The organism is Maricaulis sp., from assembly GCF_015665295.1.
Taxonomy (GTDB): Bacteria; Pseudomonadota; Alphaproteobacteria; order Caulobacterales; family Maricaulaceae; genus Maricaulis.
On the sequence record NZ_JADFAJ010000028.1, the window covers coordinates 1 to 19,750 of the forward strand.

Below are 19,750 nucleotides of genomic sequence, written 5' to 3' on the forward strand. Positions count from 1 at the left end.
CCACCATCAGACCCGGTGCGGCCGCCGACGGGACTCGCGGCACAACGATTGACCGCCCTGATCCCGTCGGCTTCGATTCGGGGGCTGGAAGGCAACCCGGGAAATCTCCGCGTGCGGGATGCTTGTCGAAGCTACCGTTTAAAATCAGCGCTTTATCGGCTCCGGCCGGTATCCCGCACTCCCTCTCCACCCAAACCGCCAGGCGTTAGCGCCGTGGCGCGATCGGTGCTGAACGGGGGACAGCGGACTCAGGTCTGGCCAGCCAAAGCCGGCACTCCTAAAACGGGGTCGAGTTAATCCGGAGCGTAGTCATGTCCGTTCGCCTTGCCAGCCTTCTGGCTGCCGCCACCGTCCTCACCGCCTGCCAGCCGGCCGGCGAAACGCCTGTCGCAATCGCCGCGGTCGAGCCGGCGCTGACGATCGAACGCCTGTATGCCAGCCCGTCCCTGACCGGGCCGGCGCCGCGCTCGCTGAGCTTCTCGCCGGATGGGCAGCGGGTGACCTTCCTGCGGGCCAAGGAGGACGATTCCAGTGTGCTCGACCTGTGGGCGATGGATATCGATGGCGGCGAGCCCTACCTCCTGGTCGACAGCCAGGTGCTGGCGCCGGACGAGCGCGACCTGACCGAGGCGGAACGGCAGCTGCGCGAACGTGCCCGCATCTCGTCGACCGGGATTGTGCGGTATGACTGGGACAGCCAGGGCGAAGCCATTCTCGTGCCGCTCGATGGCGATATCTTCCATGTCGATGTCGCGACCGGCGAAGCGCGCCGGCTGATGGAAACGCCGGAATACGAGACCGATGCCCGCATCTCCCCGCGCGGCAATTTCGTCGCCTTCATCCGCGAGCAGAACCTGTATGTGATCGATCTGGCGAGCGGCGAGGAAACGGCCATCACCACCGAGGGCGGTGGCCTCATCTCCTTCGGCATGGCGGAATTCGTCGCCCAGGAAGAACTGGGCCGGCGCACCGGATACTGGTGGTCGCCGGACGAGCAATACCTCGCCCTGGCCCGGGTCGATGAGAGCCCGGTGGAAAACATCGAGCGCATGGAAATCGGCGCGGACGGGTCGGCCCGCGTGGTCGACCAGCGCTATCCGCGCGCCGGCACCGATAATGCCACGGTCGAGCTCTTCATTGCCGAGCGCGAAACCGGCACACGCCGCCAGGTCACGCTGGCCGAGACGGATGATATCTATCTGGCCCGCGTCAACTGGGCGTCCGACAGCGCGACGGCCTATGTCCAGGTGCTCAATCGCCTGCAGGACGCGCTGACCATCCTCGCGGCCGATCCGCAGACCGGTGCGGCCACGCCCTGGCTCGTCGAAACCAGCGATATCTGGATCAATCTGACCAATGATTTCCGCGCCCTGTCCGATGGCAGCGTGGTGTGGACCAGCGAGGACACGCCGGGCGGTTTTCGCCACATCCAGCACCGTGCCCGCGATGGCAGCCTGATCACCCAGGTCACGTCCGGCGACTGGGTGGTGGACGGGATCAATGCCGTCGATCGCAACAGCGGCCTCGTCTATTTCACCGGCTGGATCGAAACACCGCTGGAGCGCCACATCTATTCCGTGCCGCTGGACGGTTCGGCTGCGCCGACGCGGATCACCTCCGGCGAGGGCCGCTGGTCGGCGACGTTCGGCCGCGATGCGACGAGCTTCATCGGCACCTATTCCGATCCGCAGACCCCGCCGCAGACCGCGCTCTATGCGGTCGACGGATCACGCATCCGCTGGATCGAGGAAAATGCGCTGGACGAGAACCATCCCTATTTCCCCTATCTGGACGATCACATCACGCCGCAATACGGCACGCTGACCGCCGCCGATGGCAGCACGCTGCACTACCAGATCTTCCTGCCCGCCGATTTCGATCCGAACCGGCAATACCCGGCGATCCAGTATCTTTATGGCGGGCCGCACAGCCAGCAGGTCCATCGCGGCTGGCAATCCCTGCGCGCCCAGATGTTTGCCCAGCGCGGCTATGTCTATTTCAACATCGACAATCGCGGCTCCTGGAATCGCGGGCGTGAGTTTGAAGGCCAGCTGCGCCACCGCATGGGCTCGGTCGAGGTCGAGGACCAGCTGGCAGGGCTCGACCATCTCAAGAGCCTGGATTTCGTCGATGGCGAGCGGGTCGGCATCTGGGGCTGGTCCTATGGCGGCTACATGACGCTGATGGCGACCCTGCAGGCGCCGGGCGCCTGGGCCGCCGGGGTCGCCGGCGCGCCGGTCACCGACTGGACGCTCTATGACACTGCCTATACCGAGCGCTATATGGGCCATCCGGACATGAATTTCGAAGGCTATCAGGCCTCTTCTGTCTTCGCCCATCTGGACAATTACGAGACCCCGCTCCTCCTGATCCACGGCATGGCCGACGACAATGTCATCTTCGCCAATTCGGTCCGCCTTTACTCCGAACTCCAGCAGCAGCGCGCCCCGTTCGAGATGATGACCTATCCCGGCCAGCGCCACGGCGTGCGCGGCGAGGACCGCTCGGTGCATCTGTGGACCATGGTGGTGGATTATTTCGACCGCAAGCTGAAGGACGAGGAGTAAACTCGGCCCACCCCGCCCCTAGAACACCACCCAGCGATCGGCCTCGTCGCGCATGCGCTGGCGGCGGGGTTTCCAGTCCGGCATGAGGCTTTCCACCACGCGCCAATAGGCGGGGGAGTGATTGGGCTCGACCAGGTGGGCGGCCTCGTGGGCGCAGACATAGTCGACAAGCGCTTCGGGAAAGCCCATCAGGCGCCAGTTGAGGCGGATGGTGGCGTCCGGCGCGCACGAGCCCCAGCGGCGTTTCTGGTCGCGCACGATGACCTTGCGGACCGGCCTGCCCAGCTGGCTGGCATAGGCCTCGACCTTGGGCGCCATGAGGGTCTCGCCCTCGCGCTTGTAGAAGCGTTGCAGGGCCTGGGTGAGCGTGCGGGTCCGCAGCTCGCCGGAGAGGTCGGGGTCATGGCGGATCAGGATGGCATCGCAGTGCTCGATAACGCGGGTCCGCACGCCCTGCGGCTCGAGGATGAGGCGACGCTCGGCGCCGAGCCAGGGCAGGACGGCACCGCTTTCCAGGCGCAGGCTGCGTGGTGCCGGACGGCTTTGCCAATCCGCCAGCTTGCCGAGAATCCAGCCGGATTTGGTGCGCAGGGCACGCTCGACCTCGCGCACGCCCAGCCGGAGCGGCGCGGTCACGACAAGGCCATCATGGCTGATCGTAAACCCGATCGTCCGACGCCGGCTGCGTTTCAGCTGGTAGGCGACCGTCTGGCCGGCAAGTTCGATGGTTTGCACTGAGACTGGTGACATCACGCCGTCAGGAGAAGGAGAAGACGCTGATTGCGCGCCACCGGGACATGGTGACAAGTCGGACCCTCAATCGCAACCGGGACACGCCGCCATGCCGGAGCCTCTCAAGAATTTCTTCTCGCCGACGGTGATCGCCCATATCGGCGACCACATCCAGCGCAACTGGCCGGCGTTCGATCGGACGCAATTCATTCATCTGGCCCAGGCGGGTCTGGATGATCTGGAGCTCAAGCAACGCGCCAACCAGATCCGGGACGCGCTCGATGCCTGCCTCCCGCCGCGTTTCGAGCAACGGGTCGGGATCATCCTGGCCAGCCTTCATCCGGAGGAGGATGTCGACCTGGCGACGACCCGCATGGACGAACGCGGGATACGCGGCTGGGCGATCATGCCGTTGAGTGATCTGGTCGGTCGTGACGGTCACACGGATCTTGATCTGGCCCTTGAAGCCCAGCGCCAGCTGACCGGCCGGTTCTCGTCGGAATTCGGCATTCGCCATCTCATCCTGGCCGACCCGAAGCGCGCCATCGCGACGATTACCGGCTGGACCCGGGACCCCAATTATCATGTCAGGCGGTTGGCGTCGGAAGGCACACGGCCGCGTCTGCCCTGGGCGATGCAATTGCCGGGCTTCATCGCCGACCCGACGCCAACACTGCCGATCCTGGAAGCCCTGCGCGATGACCCCAGCGAATATGTCCGACGCTCGGTCGCCAATCACATCAATGACATCGCCAAGGACCATCCCGATCTGGCCGCGGATCTGGCGCGGACATGGATGCGGGATGCCAACGGACCGAGGCGCAAACTGCTGCGCCATGCCTGCCGCAGCCTGATCAAGGCCGGGCATCCGGTGGCATTGGAGATTTTCGGATATCGTCCCGCTGCGCTGGGCGAACCAGACCTGCGGGTTCTCACCCCGACACTCCCCTTTCCGGGCGTGCTTGAATTTGCCGCAACGCTTCGCTCTGACAGCGCCCAGGACCAATTGCTGGCCATCGACTATGTGCTGCATTTCCAAAAGGCGAATGGCCGCACCGCACCCAAGGTTTTCAAGCTGAAATCCGTGACACTGCCGGCGGGCGGGCAAGTCTCACTGGAGCGCCGCCACCCGATCCGGCCGATCACGACACGGCGCTATTATCCCGGACTTCAGGGCCTGTCCCTGCAGATCAATGGCGCGCCGCACGGACATGCCGCGTTCGAACTGGTCATGCAGGGCGCACCCGTGAGCGCTGGTTAGGCGATCGTCAGGAGCTCGCCGCAGATGGCTTCCAGACCGGCCTGGTCCTCGGCATCGAAGGCGCCGAACGCGGTCGAGTCGATATCAAGAACCGCAGCCAGCTGCCCGTCGGCATCGCACACCGGCACCACGATTTCCGAATTGGAGCGGCTGTCGCAGGCGATATGGCCGGGGAAGGCATGCACGTCCTCGACCAGCTGGGTCTCGCCCGTAGCTGCAGCCGCCCCGCAAACGCCCTTGCCGAAGGGAATGCGCAGACAACCCATCGTGCCCTGATAGGGCCCGACCACCAGCATGTCCGGCTGGTGCGGATCGACCTCGTAGAAGCCGGTCCAGAAAAAGCGCTCGCCGAACATGTCGCGCAGCAGGCAGCTGGCGGTGGCATAGCGCGCCGTGCGGCTGGTCTCGCCGGCGATCACCGCGGCGATCTGCTTGCGCACCTCGTCATACTGGTCGGCCTTGCTGGTCATGATGTTGGTCCTCGCTGGTCGCGGGGAAGATCGGGTCGCCGGACGACCGGTTCAAGTCCGCGCTACAGCCAGGCCTGGCGGACACGCATGTCAGAGCCGGACATTGCCGCGCAAGGACTGGCGGATGGCGCGCTCGATGACCTGTTCGGCCTCATCGACCTTGCCCTCGCCGGACCCGCCCTCGCCTTCCATCCGGCGCGCCTCGAATTCCAGCCGGGTATGAATCATGCGGATGCGGGCATCGACCAGGCCGTAGATCAGATCGGGGATCTTGGTGGAGACATTCACGCCCAGCCCCTTGGCGTCCTTGGGCGTGATCGCCTGGCTGTGCGACAGGGTGCCGGCCGACAGCGTGTCGGCAATGTGATGCTCGACCTTTTCATCGACCCGGTGCACCGGATTGACGATGTCGCGCGCCACCTTGCCGGCATAACGGTCATATTTCTCGGCCTCGTGGGCCAGCATGACCAGTACGTCCTGGGTCGCCAGCGGCCCTTTCTGGGCGAGGAGTTCCTTGTAGGCCTCGGTCGGGAAGCCGCCATAGATCGTGTCGATCGGCCCCAGCGAGGCGGTCGGATCCATCACGACCTTGTCGGCGGCGAGCGCGATCATCGTGCCGCCGGACATGGCGACATAGGGCACATAGGCGACCACTTGCGGCTCGCGCTTGGGGTTGTAATGCCCCTTCTCCCTCGCCTTCGCCAGATGCTGTTTCAAGGCCAGGGCGATCATGTGGGCGGGCCGGGCATAGCCGCCCAGCGTGTGCAAGACGACCACGATCTTGGCGCGCGGATTGGCCTGGCGGATCGAGGCAACCGCCTCGAAAGCCTCGTCAAAGGCGATCTGCTGCTGGGCGCTGTCGCGGCCGACGAAATCATCGCCCAGGTCATGGATGAGATCGATCAGGACGGTATTGCCGCTCTCGATCTTCTTGCGATGCTTCTCGTATTCCTTCTTGGCGTCTTCATAGCGCGCGACCCGCTTGGCGCGCAGCTTGTAGACCTGCCGCTCGTCGGAGACGGCGCGTTGCCGGCTGAGATGCATGGAGATGGCGCTGATCGCCAGGACCAGGACAAACAGACCCGCCCCGGCGACGCCGAAAAGCACCGTATTGTCCACGCCTTCAATCACACCGGTCCCCACTTGTACGACGCCCGTCGCGGATATTAACCAAACGCTAACGGACGCCACAAGCGGAACCGGCGAAGACCGGACGATGGATGGTCGGCGTGGCGGTGCGGCCACAGCCCGGACGGGAAGACTAGTTCAGCGCACCCGACGTTGCTGACGGCGCCGTCCGGCCCGACACCTGGCGTTCCTCGACCAGCTGGTTGAGAAGGCCGGCCAGGCGCACGCCGCCCTGCTTGAGACGCTGCATGGTGACCGGCAGGTTGCGGGCGTAATAGGCCTCACCGGGCTCGATCAGCTGGTCGGCATTGGCCCAGTAATAGGCAAAGCCGCGCGAGCGCACGATGTCATGGCTTTCCTGGGCCCAGGCGATCGGGGTCAGTGATGCATAGACATCCACCCCGGTCAGCGGAATGTCGGCAGCGAGTTCCTCGACCAGCGGCTGCCAGCGGTCTTCCTCGGCCAGGTAGGGCCAGGTCTCGGCCATGTAGTCGAGCAGGATCTCGCTGTCCCAGACCCGGTGCAGATTGGTGTGCCGCTCGCCGCGCCACAGCACGTTGATGTCATTGCCGCCGCGGTCCCCCTCGATCGAGACATGCAGCGGCTGATGGATATCGCCCATCCAGTGGGCGAGGAATTTCAGCGCTTCCAGGCGGTCGGCGTCAGAGCGCGACCGGTCGGCAAAGACACCAGCATGGAGGTCAATGGCCGAGGTGATGCAGCCGTCCTCGGCGCAATCTTCCGGATCGACATGCGGATCACTGCGGTCCTGATTGATATAGTGCCAGGGCGCGGTGTGGCGATGCGTCGAGCCACGTACTTCATCGGCCCAGGAGCAGACATCGCGAAAATTGTCGAACTGCATATCCTGCGCCACCAGGCGGTCGACTTCGGCACGGGTCTCATCGGAGAGGTAGCGATAGGCCAGGTCACAGACAATTCGGTGACCGTCACGGCCATAGGCCAGGGCTGGCGTCGGCATGATGAAAACAGACAACAGGCCCGCGACAGCCAAAGCACGCAGAAAAAGGGACATGAATCTCTCCGAACGGGTGGCACCCGCCCGGTGCCTGCCCCGGTCTCTAGAAGAGCAGCCGCCGCCCCTCCACTAGTCAGGGCGGGCATCTTTCGACCACCGCAACCCTCGGTCGCAAAACGGGTATTTTTAATGTTGCCGTCATTCTTGGCCGGTCGGCTACGCCAGACGGCGCGTGCGAAAAGGCCACCATAACTATACCGTCCGGACGGTATTGACTGTACCGTCCGGACGGTTTATGTGCAGCGCACAATAATTTGGAATCACGCCATGCCATCCAGCAAGCCCTCGACCCGCGACACGATCCTCGACGCGGCCGACACCGTGGTCGCCCGGGACGGGTCGCGTCGCCTGACCATTGACGCGGTCGCGGCCGAGGCGAATGTCTCAAAAGGCGGCGTGCTCTATCACTTCCCCAACAAGATCGCCTTGCTGCAGGGGATGGTCGAACGGATGGTGACCGAGATCGGCGACGAGCTCGCCCGCGCCGAGAGCCGGGCCCGCCAGGTGGGCAAGCCTCCGCTGGCGGAGGTCTTTGCCAGCATGTTCGACCGGTCCGAGTCCGAGAACGGTCTGTCGACCGCGCTCCTGGCCGCATCGGCCGAACACCCGGAACTGCTCGACCCGGCCCGCGAGATTCTTTCCACGACCTTCCAGCGCCTCGCCGAGGAGACGCCCGATCCGGTTGCCGCGCACATCCTGATGCTGGCCATGGACGGACTGAAACTCTCCGTCCTGCTCGGCTTCAACCATATTCCCGATCACCAGTTCCAGCCGATCCGCGATCGCCTGTTGAGCATGGCCAGCGAGCTTTATGCATGACCCGTCCATCCTGGCTCCCGGCGCTGAGCGCCGTGCTCTTTCTTGCGTCTTGCGCCGAAGACACACCGCCGCCACCGGCCCAGGCCCGCCTTGTCCAGCTGGCCGAGGTCACAGCGGAAAACGGTGAAACCCGGCATGAATTTGTCGGTCGGGTTGAAGCCCGGCTGAGTGTCGATATGGCCTTCCAGGTCGGTGGTCAGCTGGCCCGGCTTCCGCTCAATGAGGGGGTCCGGATCGAACAGGGCACGCTGGTCGCAGCGCTGGACGCGGAAGACTTCGAGCGAGCCGCCCGCGAAGCGCGCGTCCAGCTGCAACAAGCCAATACCGATCTGGAGCGTCAGCGTACCCTGCACGCCCGTGGCATAGCCTCGCAGGCCGCCCTCGACAGCGCCCAGACCAATTATGACCTGCGCGAAGTCGCCCTGCAGACCGCTCGCCGCAATCTGGACTACGCGACCCTGACCGCGCCCTTCGATGCCCTGGTCAGCCGGCGCCTGATCGACAACTTTGCCATTGTCTCGCCCGGCCAGCCTGTCGTCCGCCTGATGGATGTATCGGAACTGCGCGTCTCCATCCCGATCTCCGAAGGCATGGTGGCGACCTTTGACGCCGATGATCTGGTCTCCCTGGAAGCCGCCTTCGCCTTCCTGCCCGGGCAGACCTTCTCGCTCGTGCCGCGCGAACTGGTTTCCGAACCGGACGCCGCCTCGCGAACCTATCGCGCCATCGCCGCCCTGCCCGACAATATTCCCGCCAATATCCTGCCCGGCATGACTGCGACCGTATTTGCAGAGTTTGCCAGTGACGCCAGTGCCCTGACCGGCATGCGCATTCCACTCGCCGCAGTCAGCGCCGCGCCAGACGGATCCCAACGGGTCTGGGTGTACGATGCCGAGACCGGAACCGTCTCGCCTGCCTCCATCTCCACGGACGGCTTCGAGGGCGAGACCGTGATTGTGACCGATGGCCTGCAGGCCGGTGACCGCATCGTCACCGCGGGCATCTCCGCGCTACATGAGGGCATGGAAGTCCGCCCGCTGTCAGACTCGGCGCGTTTCGGCACGCCGCAATGAGCGCCCCGTCAACCCCGTCGAGCGCGCTGGCGCGCCTGTCCATCGAAAAGCCCGTCCTGACCTGGATGGTCATCCTCTTCTGCCTGCTCGGCGGGTTGAGCGGCTTTATCAATGTCGGGCGGTTGGAAGACCCGGCCTTTACGATCAAGGAGGCGATCATCTTCACGCCCTATCCGGGGGCGACCGCGGAAGAGGTCGAACAGGAAGTCACCGAAGCCCTGGAGATCGCCATCCAGCAGATGGGCGAAGTTGACGAGATCCGGTCCGAGTCGGCGCCGGGCCTGTCGGAAATCCATGTCACCGTGGACGACACGATCGACAGCGCTGACATGCCGGCCGTCTGGACCCGCCTGCGAGCGCGGGTTCGCGATACGGTCGCCTCCCTGCCGCCCGGAGCCGGCGCTCCGGTCGTCTATGATGATTTCGGAGACACTTACGGCATCTTCTACGCCGTCACTGCGGAAGGCTATTCCGATGCTCGCATCCGCGATATCGCCCGCACCCTGCGGCGCGAGCTTCTGACCGTCGAGAACGTCGCCAAGGTCGCCGTGGAGGGCGAACCGGACGAGCGCATCTATATCGAGATCCCGCAGGAAAACCTGGCCCGTCTCGGCCTGCCCTTCGCGGATCTGCTCGAAAACCTCGAGCGCGAGAATGCTGTCGTGACTGCAGGGTCGACGCCGATGGATGGCCGCCTGGTGCGGGTCGAAATTCCCCAGACGCTGGGCGGCATTGATGCGGTCTCGAACCTGCTGATCACCCCGCGCGGCAGCGATCAGGCCATCCGCCTGTCCGACATTGCAGAAGTCCGACGCCAGCCCGTCGAGCGACCGTCTCAATTCATCTATCACAACAATGCCCGCGCCTTCACGATCGGCGTCGCCGGCCTGCCGACCGCCAATATTGTCGATGTCGGGCATGCCGTCGAAACCCGCCTCGCCGAACTTGAAGCCAGCCTGCCACTCGGCGTCGAGCTACACCCGATCTACCAGCAACACCTGGTCGTCGATGACGCAATCAATAACTTCCTGGTCAGCCTGGCCCTGTCGATCGCCATCGTGATCGGGGTGTTGTGCCTGTTCATGGGCTGGCGGGCAGGGCTCACCGTGGGCGCCGTCCTGTTCCTCACCGTGTCCGGCACGATATTCTTCATGGACATTTTCGCGCTGGAGATGGAACGCATCTCGCTGGGCGCGCTGATCATCGCCATGGGAATGCTCGTCGATAATGCCATCGTCGTCACCGAGGGCATGTTGACGGGTGTGATGCGCGGCCGTCCGCGCATGCAGGCCGCCGAGGAGGCCGTCGCCTCCACGCAATGGCCGCTCCTGGGCGCCACCGTGATCGGCATTCTCGCCTTTGCCGGGATCGGCCTGTCACCGGATGCGACCGGCGAATTCCTGTTCTCGCTCTTTGCGGTGATCGCGATCTCCCTCCTGCTGAGCTGGGTGATCGCCGTCACGGTCGTGCCGATGATCGGCTATCACCTGTTTGCCGCCCAGCGCGCCGCGGCCCAGGCTGCCGGCGACGCCGCGCTTGATTCCGACAGCCTCTATTCCGGACGCCTGTTCAAGGGCTATCGCGGCCTGTTGAGCCTTGCCCTGTCACGGCGCTGGATCGTCCTGGCCGGGCTGATCGCCGTCACGCTGATTTGCTATGTCGGCTTCGGTTCGGTGCGCAATTCCTTCTTCCCGGCGACCAATACGCCGATGTTCTACGTCAATGTGGAACTGCCCGAAGGGACCGACATCCTGGCCACTGACGCAACCCTGCGCGAGATTGGCGGCTTCATCGCGGCGCAGCCCGAGACCGAAGTCATCGATACCTTTGTCGGCGCCGGTGCGACCCGCTTCATGCTCACCTATTCTGCCGAACAGCCCAATGCCGCCTATGGTCAGGTGATTGTGCGGACCCGGGACATCAACGCCATCCCGGCTCTGGCCGACCGCATTCTTGCCCATGTCCGCGAGACCCTGCCCGATGTCGATATCCGCGCCGACCGGATCATTTTCGGCCCACCTTCCGGCGCCAAGCTTGAAGCCCGCTTTTCCGGACCGGATGCCGATATGCTGCGGGCCCTGGCGGAAGAGGCGACAAGCGCACTGAGCCGTGACGGCGATGTGATCGATATCCGCACCGACTGGCGTAACCGGACACCGGTCCTGCGTCCGCTCATCGTCGAGGAAAGGGCCCAGACGATCGGCGTCACACGCGAGAACATCGCGAATGCCCTGCGTTTCGCCACGGTCGGCAGCCAGGTCGGCGTCTATCGCGAGGGCGAGACCCTGATTCCGATCCTGGCCCGCGCACCGGAGGCGGAGCGGTCCGACCCGGACTATCTGGACGACCGCCTGGTCTGGAGCCCGCAACAGGCGGCCTATGTCCCGATCAATCAGGTCGTTTCCTCTTTCGCCCTTGAGTTCGAGGACGTGCTGATCCAGCGCCGCGACCGCACCCGGACTCTGTCCGTGCGCGCCAATCCGCATCCCTGGGAAACCGCCTCGGAGGGCTTTGCCCGTTTCGCGCCCATCATCGAGACCATCGATCTGCCGCCGGGCTATTCGATGGAATGGGGGGGCGAGCATGAGGCCTCGGCCGAGGCCAATGCCTCGCTGGGCCGGCAATTGCCGCTCACCTTCATCGCCATGCTCACCATCTCATTCCTGCTGTTTGCCAAGATACGCCAGCCGCTGATCATCTGGGCGGTCGTGCCGATGTCGGTGAATGGCGTGGTGATCGGTCTGCTGGCGACCAATGTCGCCTTCTCCTTCACGGCGCTGCTCGGCCTGCTCTCCCTGTCCGGCATGCTGATCAAGAATGCGATCGTGCTGGTCGACGAGATCGACATGCGTATTCGCAGTGGCGCAGACCGGGCCGAGGCCGTCAGCGACGGTTCGGTCAGCCGCCTGCGCCCGGTCCTTCTGGCGGCGGCCACGACCATTCTCGGCATGACGCCGCTGCTCACGGATGCCTTCTTCCAGGGCATGGCGGTGACGATCATCGGCGGGCTGACCTTCGCCACCGTGCTGACCATGATCGCGGTACCCGTGCTTTATGCCCTCTTCTTCGGAATCCGGCCGCAACCGGCAATCGAAGACCCGGTCAGGACTTGACGCTGTGTCGGGAAGCGGACAACGCTCGCGCCCATGACAGCGATTGACCAGGCTCACAATATCGAAGCCTTGCGGGCTTTGGCCCGCAAACGCCTGCCGCGCATGGTGTTTGACTATATCGATGGCGGCGCAGACGACGAGATCACGCTCGCGCGCAATGATAATCGCTATGGCGATTACGAACTGAACTTCAAATCCCTTGTCGATGTTTCGAGGATCAGCCTGGACACGACCATCATGGGTGCGCCGAGCAAGGCCCCCATCATCGTCACCCCGACGGCCGCCCAGCGCCTGTTCAATCCGCGCGCCGGCGAGGCGGCCGTCGCGCGGGCGGCGAAGAAGGCCGGGCTGGTCTATTGCCTCTCCACCCTCGCTTCGACGACGATCGAGGAGATCGCGCAGCACACGGACGGGCCGAAATGGTTCCAGGTCTATGTCTGGAAGGACCGCGCCATCGTCGAAAGAGCGCTCGAACGGGCCAGGGCGGCGGGCTTTACCGGCCTGATCCTCACTGTGGATGTCCCGGTCGCCGGCAATCGCGAGCGCGACCATCTCAACGCCTTCACCATCCCGCCCAGGATCAACGCCAGGACAGTGAGCCAGGTCCTCGCCCGTCCGGGCTATCTCTGGGACATGGCGAGCACCCCGGAAATCCTCGCCGCCAACTGGGCCGACATGGATACCGGCGGCATGGGCATCATCGAGTTCTTGAACTCGCAGTTCGACCGCACCGTGAGCTGGGCCGACGCCAAATGGATCAAGGAGGCCTGGGGCGGACCGTTCGCAATCAAGGGCATCGCCCGGCCTGACGATGCGCGGCGCTGCCTCGACGCGGGCGCGGACGCGGTCTGGATCTCCAATCATGGCGGCCGCCAGCTCGATACCGCGCCAGCCACCATCGATACCCTGCCGGACATTGTCGCGGCCGTGCGCGGCCAGGCCGAGATCATCCTGGATGGCGGCATCCGCCGCGGCACCGACATCATCAAGGCGCTGGCGCTCGGCGCCAATGCCGTCGCGGTCGGGCGGCCCTATCTGTTCGGGCTCGGCGCCGGTGGCCAGGCCGGGGTTGAACGGGCCCTCGACATCCTCATCACCGCGCTGGAACGCGACATGGCGCTGGTCGGGGCATCCCGCCTGTCGGAACTGACGGCGGACTTTGTCCGTCTGCCGCGCTAGATAGAGACAAGACGCACACCAACATCTTCACGGGGTCAATCCATGTTTGCTGCCGAAAGCCTTGTCCGCACGCTTATCAACCAGGGCGTCGAGGTCTGCTTCACCAATCCGGGCACGTCGGAAATGCACATGGTCGCCGCGCTCGACCGGACGGACGGGATGCAGTCTGTCCTGTGCCTGTTCGAAGGGGTCGCGACCGGGGCCGCCGACGGCTATGCCCGCATGGCCGACAAGCCGGCCTGCACCCTGCTCCACCTCGGACCCGGTGCCGGCAACGGCCTGGCCAATCTGCACAATGCGCGGCGCGCCTATGCACCTGTGGTCAACATCGTTGGTGACCATGCCCGTGACCATCTCAAGCTCGATGCCCCGCTGACATCGGACGCCGCCGGCGTCTGCCGACCGATGTCGCGTTGGGTCGGTTGCGTGGCCGACGCCGCCGACGTCTCGACCATGGCCGTTGAGGCGGTGCGCCAGTCCTTCGGTCCCGAACGCGGTGTCGCCTCGCTCATCCTGCCGGCCGACTGCGCCTGGTCGGACGCCGAACCCGCAGTGCTCGAGCGCGTCGACATGCCGGGCCCGAAGCCGGTTCCCGGCGACCGTATTGCCGCCATTGCGGCGGCGCTCAAGGCGGCGGAAAACCCGGTCATCCTGCTCGGCAATGATGCCTGCCGTGAGGATGGGCTCACCGCTGCAGGGCGGATCGCCGCGGCAACCGGAGCAACGCTTTTCATGGACACATTCGTGCCCCGCATTGCCCGCGGCCATGGCCGTGTCTCGCCGAAGCGTCTTGCCTATTTCGGCGAGCAGGCGCTGGAGGAGCTGGCCGGGTCCGATCTGCTGGTCATCGCCGGTTCGAAACCGCCTGTCGCCTTTTTCGCCTATCCGGACCAACCCGGCGAACTGACCCCTGAGGGGACAGGCCGCGAGACCCTGGCCGGACCGGCCGAGGATGTTGTCGCAGCGCTGCAGGCGCTGGCTGCATGCCTCGAGGTCGCGACGGCGCCGCTCGATCTGCCCGGCCTGTCACAGGCTCCGAAAATCTTCCCGGAGGAGAAGCTCAATCCCGGCTATGTCGGCATTTCGCTTCTGCGCCACATGCCCGAGGACTCGGTAATCTGCGACGACGCGACCACGTCAGGCATGGGTGTCTTTCCCTGGATCGAACATGGACCGCGGCATGACTGGCTGTGCCTGACCGGAGGCGCGATCGGCTCGGGAATGCCGCAAGCCATCGGCGCCGGCCTGGCTTGCCCCGACAAGCAGGTCTTCGCCCTGTGTGGCGACGGGGCCGCGGCCTATACGCTGCAGGCGCTCTGGACCCAGGCCCGCGAGCAGCAAAACATCATCAATGTGGTTTTCGCCAACCACTCCTACCTGGTCCTCAATGTCGAGCTGGCCCGTGTCGGCGCCGGCAATCCGGGTCCGGCCGCGCAGCAAATGCTGTCGCTCGACAACCCCAAGATGGATTGGGTGAAACTGGCCGAGGGCTTCGGTGTCCCCGGACAGCGTGCCCGCACGGCCGGCGAGTTCGATGACGCGCTCCAGCGCGCGCTCAAGGCCGGCGGACCGCAATTGATCGTGGCAGAAATCTGAGTCTCAGCCGCCGACGCGGCGCGCCGCTTCCGATCGCGTCGCGACGGCGACCTCCGGCTCTGGCAGGGCGGCTTTGAGTGCGCGACGCAATTCCCCAATCTCGACCGGTTTCGGCAGATAGTCGGTGAAACCGGCGGCGAGGAACTCCCGGCGATGATCGTCGGAGGCCAGCGCGGTAACCGCAATGATGCGGGCATCGGAGGATTTGCGAGTCTCGCGAATGCACTGCATCGCGCTGACCCCGTCCATCTCCGGCATCTGGATGTCCATCAACACCACGTCATAGGTCAGCGAGGTCGCCTTGTTGACCGCTTCCCGGCCGCCGGAAGCGCAATCCACAATCAGCTCGTCGGCCTTGATGATCTGCTGCACCATGGCCTTGAGAACCAGCTGGTTGGTCACGACATCATCGACAACGAGCACTCGTGCGGCGACCGAAAGCGGAGCATTGCTGGCCGGATCGCGCTTCACGATCTCGGTACCGGGCGCCGCGACGCGCTGCATGGGCAAGTCAACGGTGAAGGTCGAGCCACGTCCCATCTTGCTGGACAGCGTGATCTTGCCATCCATCTTCGCAACAAGGCGCCGACAGATTGCGAGCCCCAGTCCGGTACCGCCATAGCGACGTGTCACCGACGGGTCGACCTGGCTGAACGGATCGAAAATCGCTTCCTGCTTGTTGCCGGGAATGCCGATGCCCGTGTCACGCACCGCGAGCCGGACCCGAGTCTTGCCGTCACGCACCTCGCCGACAGCGGCCAATGACAGGCTGATGCGGCCGGTATGGGTGAATTTCACGGCATTGCCGAGCAGGTTGTTGATGATCTGGCGGAGCCGGATCGAATCCCCCAACACGAAGGCCGGGTCACCGAGCTGGTTGTTGACCGTCAGGGCAACGCCCTTGCTTTCGGCCTGCGGACGCCAGTGATCCGTCGTATTGCGAACCAGCGCCGCGATATCAAACTCACGGGCATCCAGCTCCAGCGCATCGGCCTCGATCTTCGACAGGTCCAGAATGTCATTGAGCAGTTCGAGCAGGGCCTTGCCGCTGTCATCGATGAGATCAAGGCTGCGACGGTGGTCCTCGGACAGGGCGGGGTCAGCCTGGAGAATATTGGTCATGCCCAGCACGCCATTGAGGGGCGTGCGCACTTCATGGCTCATATTGGCGATGAAATCGGACTTCGCACGATTGGCCTGCTGGGCCGAGATCAGCGCCGACTCCAGCTGCTTGTTGGCTTCGGTCAGCGCGGCTTGCGCGTCGGTTGTGGCCGAGCGGAAGCTGGAACCGAACAGCACAATCCAGACGCAGGACAAGGCCCCCGTCGCGATCAGCATGTTGAGGAGCTCGGAAGGTCGAAAGCCCAATGGTCCGGTGGCCGAATACTCCGCGGTCGCGATGATCAGGCCGAAATAGGCGGTCAGCGGCAGGATGGCGAACAGGGCGGCGCGTGCCCCCCAGGCGATATAGGCGCCAAGGACAATGCCCGGAAGGTAAAGCGTGGCCGGCGGGAAGGAGCCACGGTTGGCCCAGGCCGCCGCAAACAGCACGATCGAGGCGAGGGTGATCATCACCAGAATGGTCAGATTGGGGCGGCGCAGGCGCAGGCCTGTGTATCCGACACCGGCGGCGAGGGCGGCAGACGCAAAACCCAGCTCGGCCATGCCCGGACGCCCGTCCAGCACGAAAACAAGCACAAAGGCGTTGACCAGGCCCATGAGCGTGAAGATTGTCGTATAGGCAACGGCAATGCGCGACTTGACCGCAAAATCGAAGTCGATTTGCGGGTCGGCCCCCGTCCAGCGGTCGATCTGTCTCCAGAGCATGTCGCCATGTCCCTCCTCAATGCCGACAGAGACTAGCGCAACGGGGTTAATAAATCCGTGTGCCGGCTGAGCATTCACACCTTTGATTGCGACGTGCCATCACTTTCAGGTGAGGTTCTTGTTCAGCGATGGGCAGCCCAAATTGCTGGTCAAGCCGGGCCGGACCCCGCAAAGCGGCGAAAATCACGTCAGCCCCGCCAGAACGGATTGCCGAAACGCGCCGATCCCTGTCGCAGACGCGCCGCCCCCGTTACGCGACTTCAAGCCTGGCGGCGATGCGCGGTTGGCCGCCACAATCGCGCGATGATGCAGCCGTTCGACCCAAATCCGCTGGCGGAGCTCTCCTGAACAGCGCGGCTGACTGATACCGACCCCGAAAGACAGCAAAACGCCGCACCCCTTGGGGGCGCGGCGCTGCTTTGGTGTCGTCGCGGAGCAGACCTAGAAGGCAGCCTGCACCCCGAACGCCAGCACGTCCGTCGAGGCGTCGTTTTCCGACCAGGTCGAGCCGTCCGGGAAATTGCCGCCGCTGAGGAAGTTGAGCGGCACCCAGCCATCGGTGTGAATGTATTCGCCGAAGACGCTCACGCCCGGTGCCAGGAAATAGCCCAGACCGGCAACATACTGGTCCTGACGTTCCCACGGTGCGCCATCGGCGCCCGCACGGAAGCGGCTGAATTCCAGCGAGACGTCGAGCGGATTGTCGGCACCGATGTCCATCGCATAACGGCCACCGACAGCCCAGGACCGCGTCGCCTGTGCTTCGAAGACGCTGAGCGGATTGGTCGGATCCGGCACGGCCGAGCCCGGCCACACATCCGTCGTTTCCTGGAATTCACCGAGGAATTCAAATGCGCCCGTGCGCAGGCGGCCATAGACCGCATAGGCAGGATTGTTGTCGTCACAGGCGGTGAAGTGAAAGACCGGATAGGGCTGGCAGTACGGGCTGGCATGCTCGTAGCTGGCACCGACCATGAGTGAGCCATCCTCGCCGAGCGGCATGGCGTAATTGGCGTCGATGGCGAAATTATTCACCCGCGACGGAACCGCCGTGCCCTGGACCGGCGCATTGGCGGCGCGGAACTGGGCGCCGCCCTGGATACCCATGGCTCGGATATGCAGGCCGTTATTGTAGTAGCCAACCAGGCCGCCATAGGCGAGACCGGCGAAGGAGTGCCAGGTGGTCGAGTTGGTGAAGGGGCTGACCGTGTCGTTCAGGCCGAACGGCGTATCCATCTTGCCGATCGCCGCATAGATCGGCGAATTGTCGAGATTGCCGTACATCACCCAGGCCTTGCGGACCTGGACCTGGTTGCGGTTGAGATCGGTGATCGTGCCCTGCCCGAAGCTCTGCTCCGGATTATAGAGCATCTCCATGTAAGCCGTGACATTCTCGGACATGCGTGCGGTGACGGCCAGCTGGGCCGAATGCACGACCAGCTCGGAGACTTCCTCGCCGATCTGGTTGGCCGAGGTCGGGTGACGCATCAGCCAGCCGAATTTCGTATCCGAATTGGAACGCTGGTAGTTGCCCAGCACGGTCACTGCCCCGCTCAGCGTGACGCGATTGTCGAGTTCGCCATTCTGGATCGCCTGCAACTGGATCAGCTGGCGCAGATTGATGCCCTCGGCATGATCCAGCACGGCATAGCTGTAATCCGTGCTGAGACCGACAAAGCTGTCGCTCATCGCACTGCCGTGGTGGGCCATGTGGTGATCGGCATGTGCGACCTGCACCGGTGCGTCCGCAGCCTGATGCGGCGCCGCGTGCGGTACTGCATGCGGCGCTGCGTGTGGTGCAGCTGCGCCATCCAGAGCGCCCTGGCTCTCGAGGAATTCGAGCAGGCGTCGATTGGTTTCCTCGAGTTGCTCGATCCGAGCCTCGAGTGCCTCGATACGCGCTTCGTCATCCGCGAAGGCAATGGATCCCGTCGACGAGAGCGCAATCACGCTCGCGCCAAGCGCAAGAAGATTTCGGTACATGCTGTCCCCTGTGTGAATATCCGTTGCCGCTTGTCCCAAGCCGCAACGGAGGAAGGCCGTTTGTAACCACAGGCACCGGGTGCGAATCACAGACCCACCTGTAGCTGTCGAAAACAAGGTGTTGATGCGCGGAATCGCCGCCAACGTCACGAATGGAATTATGCCCGGTGTGGGACGAAGCGCGCGGTGCGCTTGCGATGTCACACATGACCGCGCGCCGGGCGGTCAGCCCGCCCCATCGGAGACGTCCGCGCAGCGGACTGTCGTGAGATCGATCCCGGCCCGACAGGGTTCGCAAGCGCGACCGCGCGTCGGCCGGCCAGGCCGCCCCGTCGGAGGCGTGAGCGCAGCGAACTGTCGTGAGATCGATCCCGGCCCGACAGGGCCGCAAGCGCGACCGCGCGCCGGGCGGCCAGCCCGCCCCGTCGGAGGCGTCCGCGCAGCGAACTGTCGTGAGATCGAAAAATGGTGGGCCCGGAGGGACTCGAACCCCCAACCAAGCGGTTATGAGCCGCCGGCTCTAACCAATTGAGCTACAGGCCCCGCCGTTAAAGCGTGGCTGCATGGTTACTGGCTCTTGGCGCCGTCGCCAAGACGGGTTGGCAGGGATTGTTACAGGTCTGACATCATGATGGCCAAAAAGGATCGCACGCGTTCAGCGTGCGGTCAGCCGCGAAGATGATAGGCTCGCCCCAAACCAAACCTGTCACGGAGAGCGACACCATGATCCGCACCCTCATCACCTCAACCGCCCTCGCCGCCACGCTGTGCCTGCCGGCTTTCGCCCAGGCCCAGGACAGCGAGCCAACCCTGTCCCTGTCGGAAAGCGCGACCGTGCAGATCGCACCGGAATTCGCCTCCGTATCCTCCGGCGTGGTGAGCCGCGCAGAGACCGCCCAGGCGGCCGTACGGGCCAATGCCCAAGCCATGAGCCGGGTGTTCGACGCGCTGCGCCGCGCCGGC

Annotated in this window: 14 protein-coding genes and 1 tRNA gene; 8 read left to right on the top strand and 7 right to left on the bottom strand. The window is 64.6% G+C overall.

From position 1 onward, the window contains the following. Nucleotides 1-311: 311 nt before the first annotated feature. Nucleotides 312-2,567: a S9 family peptidase gene (locus QZZ02_RS12580; RefSeq protein WP_291844891.1), complete on the top strand. Its 2,256-nt coding sequence runs from the start codon at nt 312-314 to the stop codon at nt 2,565-2,567. Between the two features lie 18 nt (nt 2,568-2,585). Here the strand turns inward: QZZ02_RS12580 and QZZ02_RS12585 are convergent, their stop codons facing one another. Then, nucleotides 2,586-3,317, bottom strand: a complete 732-nt coding sequence (locus tag QZZ02_RS12585) for a SprT family zinc-dependent metalloprotease (protein WP_291844892.1) — start codon at nt 3,315-3,317, stop codon at nt 2,586-2,588. A gap of 91 nt (nt 3,318-3,408) precedes the next feature. Here QZZ02_RS12585 and QZZ02_RS12590 point away from each other — a divergent pair, with 91 nt between their 5' ends. Then, nucleotides 3,409-4,560 carry a hypothetical protein gene (locus tag QZZ02_RS12590; RefSeq protein ID WP_291844894.1) on the top strand — a complete coding sequence of 384 codons (1,152 nt, stop codon included), beginning with the start codon at nt 3,409-3,411 and terminating at the stop codon, nt 4,558-4,560. Here the strand turns inward: QZZ02_RS12590 and QZZ02_RS12595 are convergent. The 3 genes from QZZ02_RS12595 to QZZ02_RS12605 form a co-directional block, all read right to left on the bottom strand. Continuing rightward, nucleotides 4,557-5,030 carry a GAF domain-containing protein gene (locus QZZ02_RS12595; protein ID WP_291844895.1) on the bottom strand — a complete coding sequence of 158 codons (474 nt, stop codon included), beginning with the start codon at nt 5,028-5,030 and terminating at the stop codon, nt 4,557-4,559. The genes QZZ02_RS12590 and QZZ02_RS12595 overlap by 4 nt on opposite strands. 90 nt (nt 5,031-5,120) lie before the next feature. Continuing rightward, the gene (locus QZZ02_RS12600; protein WP_291844896.1) at nt 5,121-6,161 is read right to left on the bottom strand and encodes a hypothetical protein; all 1,041 of its coding nucleotides are present in this window, start codon (nt 6,159-6,161) and stop codon (nt 5,121-5,123) included. A 130-nt stretch (nt 6,162-6,291) separates the two neighbouring features. Beyond that, on the bottom strand, nt 6,292-7,194 hold the full coding sequence (locus QZZ02_RS12605) for a S1/P1 nuclease (protein ID WP_291844897.1): 903 nt from the start codon (nt 7,192-7,194) through the stop codon (nt 6,292-6,294). Nucleotides 7,195-7,464: 270 nt separating this feature from the next. On the opposite strand from QZZ02_RS12605, the gene QZZ02_RS12610 reads away from it, so the two are divergent. The 5 genes from QZZ02_RS12610 to QZZ02_RS12630 are packed head-to-tail and all read left to right on the top strand — an operon-like array spanning nt 7,465 to nt 14,977. Then, a complete protein-coding gene (locus QZZ02_RS12610) occupies nt 7,465-8,016 on the top strand; it encodes a TetR/AcrR family transcriptional regulator (protein WP_291844899.1) in 552 nt (183 codons plus the stop codon). Continuing rightward, nucleotides 8,013-9,089, top strand: coding sequence for an efflux RND transporter periplasmic adaptor subunit (locus QZZ02_RS12615; protein ID WP_291844900.1), 1,077 nt, complete (start codon nt 8,013-8,015; stop codon nt 9,087-9,089). The genes QZZ02_RS12610 and QZZ02_RS12615 overlap by 4 nt, the downstream gene beginning before the upstream one ends. Further along, nucleotides 9,086-12,202 carry an efflux RND transporter permease subunit gene (locus QZZ02_RS12620; protein WP_291844901.1) on the top strand — a complete coding sequence of 1,039 codons (3,117 nt, stop codon included), beginning with the start codon at nt 9,086-9,088 and terminating at the stop codon, nt 12,200-12,202. Before QZZ02_RS12615 ends, QZZ02_RS12620 begins: the two co-directional genes overlap by 4 nt. Nucleotides 12,203-12,235: 33 nt before the next feature. Next, on the top strand, nt 12,236-13,381 hold the full coding sequence (locus QZZ02_RS12625; protein ID WP_291844903.1) for an alpha-hydroxy acid oxidase: 1,146 nt from the start codon (nt 12,236-12,238) through the stop codon (nt 13,379-13,381). A 42-nt stretch (nt 13,382-13,423) separates the two neighbouring features. Further along, entirely contained in the window at nt 13,424-14,977 is a 1,554-nt protein-coding gene (locus QZZ02_RS12630) for an acetolactate synthase large subunit (protein ID WP_291844904.1), read from the top strand. A gap of 3 nt (nt 14,978-14,980) precedes the next feature. Here QZZ02_RS12630 and QZZ02_RS12635 read toward each other — a convergent pair whose 3' ends face one another. From QZZ02_RS12635 to QZZ02_RS12645, 3 genes are all read right to left on the bottom strand, one after another. Beyond that, a complete protein-coding gene (locus tag QZZ02_RS12635) occupies nt 14,981-16,804 on the bottom strand; it encodes an ATP-binding protein (protein ID WP_291844905.1) in 1,824 nt (607 codons plus the stop codon). A 441-nt stretch (nt 16,805-17,245) separates the two neighbouring features. After that, nucleotides 17,246-18,787 carry a porin gene (locus QZZ02_RS12640; RefSeq protein ID WP_291844906.1) on the bottom strand — a complete coding sequence of 514 codons (1,542 nt, stop codon included), beginning with the start codon at nt 18,785-18,787 and terminating at the stop codon, nt 17,246-17,248. A 466-nt stretch (nt 18,788-19,253) separates the two neighbouring features. Then, a tRNA-Ile gene (locus QZZ02_RS12645) sits at nt 19,254-19,330 on the bottom strand. Nucleotides 19,331-19,510: 180 nt separating this feature from the next. Between QZZ02_RS12645 and QZZ02_RS12650 the strand changes: the two genes are divergently transcribed. Beyond that, a partial coding sequence (locus QZZ02_RS12650; RefSeq protein WP_291844907.1) for an SIMPL domain-containing protein occupies nt 19,511-19,750 on the top strand: 240 nt, incomplete at its 3' end.

Bases quoted from the DNA above. Each gene is read 5' to 3' on its own strand.
- QZZ02_RS12585 (WP_291844892.1), bottom strand. From the start codon at position 3,317: ATGTCACCAGTCTCAGTGCAAACCATCGAACTTGCCGGCCAGACGGTC.
- QZZ02_RS12620 (WP_291844901.1), top strand. From the start codon at position 9,086: ATGAGCGCCCCGTCAACCCCGTCGAGCGCGCTGGCGCGCCTGTCCATC.
- QZZ02_RS12590 (WP_291844894.1), top strand. From the start codon at position 3,409: ATGCCGGAGCCTCTCAAGAATTTCTTCTCGCCGACGGTGATCGCCCAT.
- QZZ02_RS12625 (WP_291844903.1), top strand. From the start codon at position 12,236: ATGACAGCGATTGACCAGGCTCACAATATCGAAGCCTTGCGGGCTTTG.
- QZZ02_RS12615 (WP_291844900.1), top strand. From the start codon at position 8,013: ATGACCCGTCCATCCTGGCTCCCGGCGCTGAGCGCCGTGCTCTTTCTT.
- QZZ02_RS12610 (WP_291844899.1), top strand. From the start codon at position 7,465: ATGCCATCCAGCAAGCCCTCGACCCGCGACACGATCCTCGACGCGGCC.
- QZZ02_RS12630 (WP_291844904.1), top strand. From the start codon at position 13,424: ATGTTTGCTGCCGAAAGCCTTGTCCGCACGCTTATCAACCAGGGCGTC.
- QZZ02_RS12635 (WP_291844905.1), bottom strand. From the start codon at position 16,804: ATGCTCTGGAGACAGATCGACCGCTGGACGGGGGCCGACCCGCAAATC.
- QZZ02_RS12595 (WP_291844895.1), bottom strand. From the start codon at position 5,030: ATGACCAGCAAGGCCGACCAGTATGACGAGGTGCGCAAGCAGATCGCC.
- QZZ02_RS12605 (WP_291844897.1), bottom strand. From the start codon at position 7,194: ATGTCCCTTTTTCTGCGTGCTTTGGCTGTCGCGGGCCTGTTGTCTGTT.
- QZZ02_RS12640 (WP_291844906.1), bottom strand. From the start codon at position 18,787: ATGTACCGAAATCTTCTTGCGCTTGGCGCGAGCGTGATTGCGCTCTCG.
- QZZ02_RS12580 (WP_291844891.1), top strand. From the start codon at position 312: ATGTCCGTTCGCCTTGCCAGCCTTCTGGCTGCCGCCACCGTCCTCACC.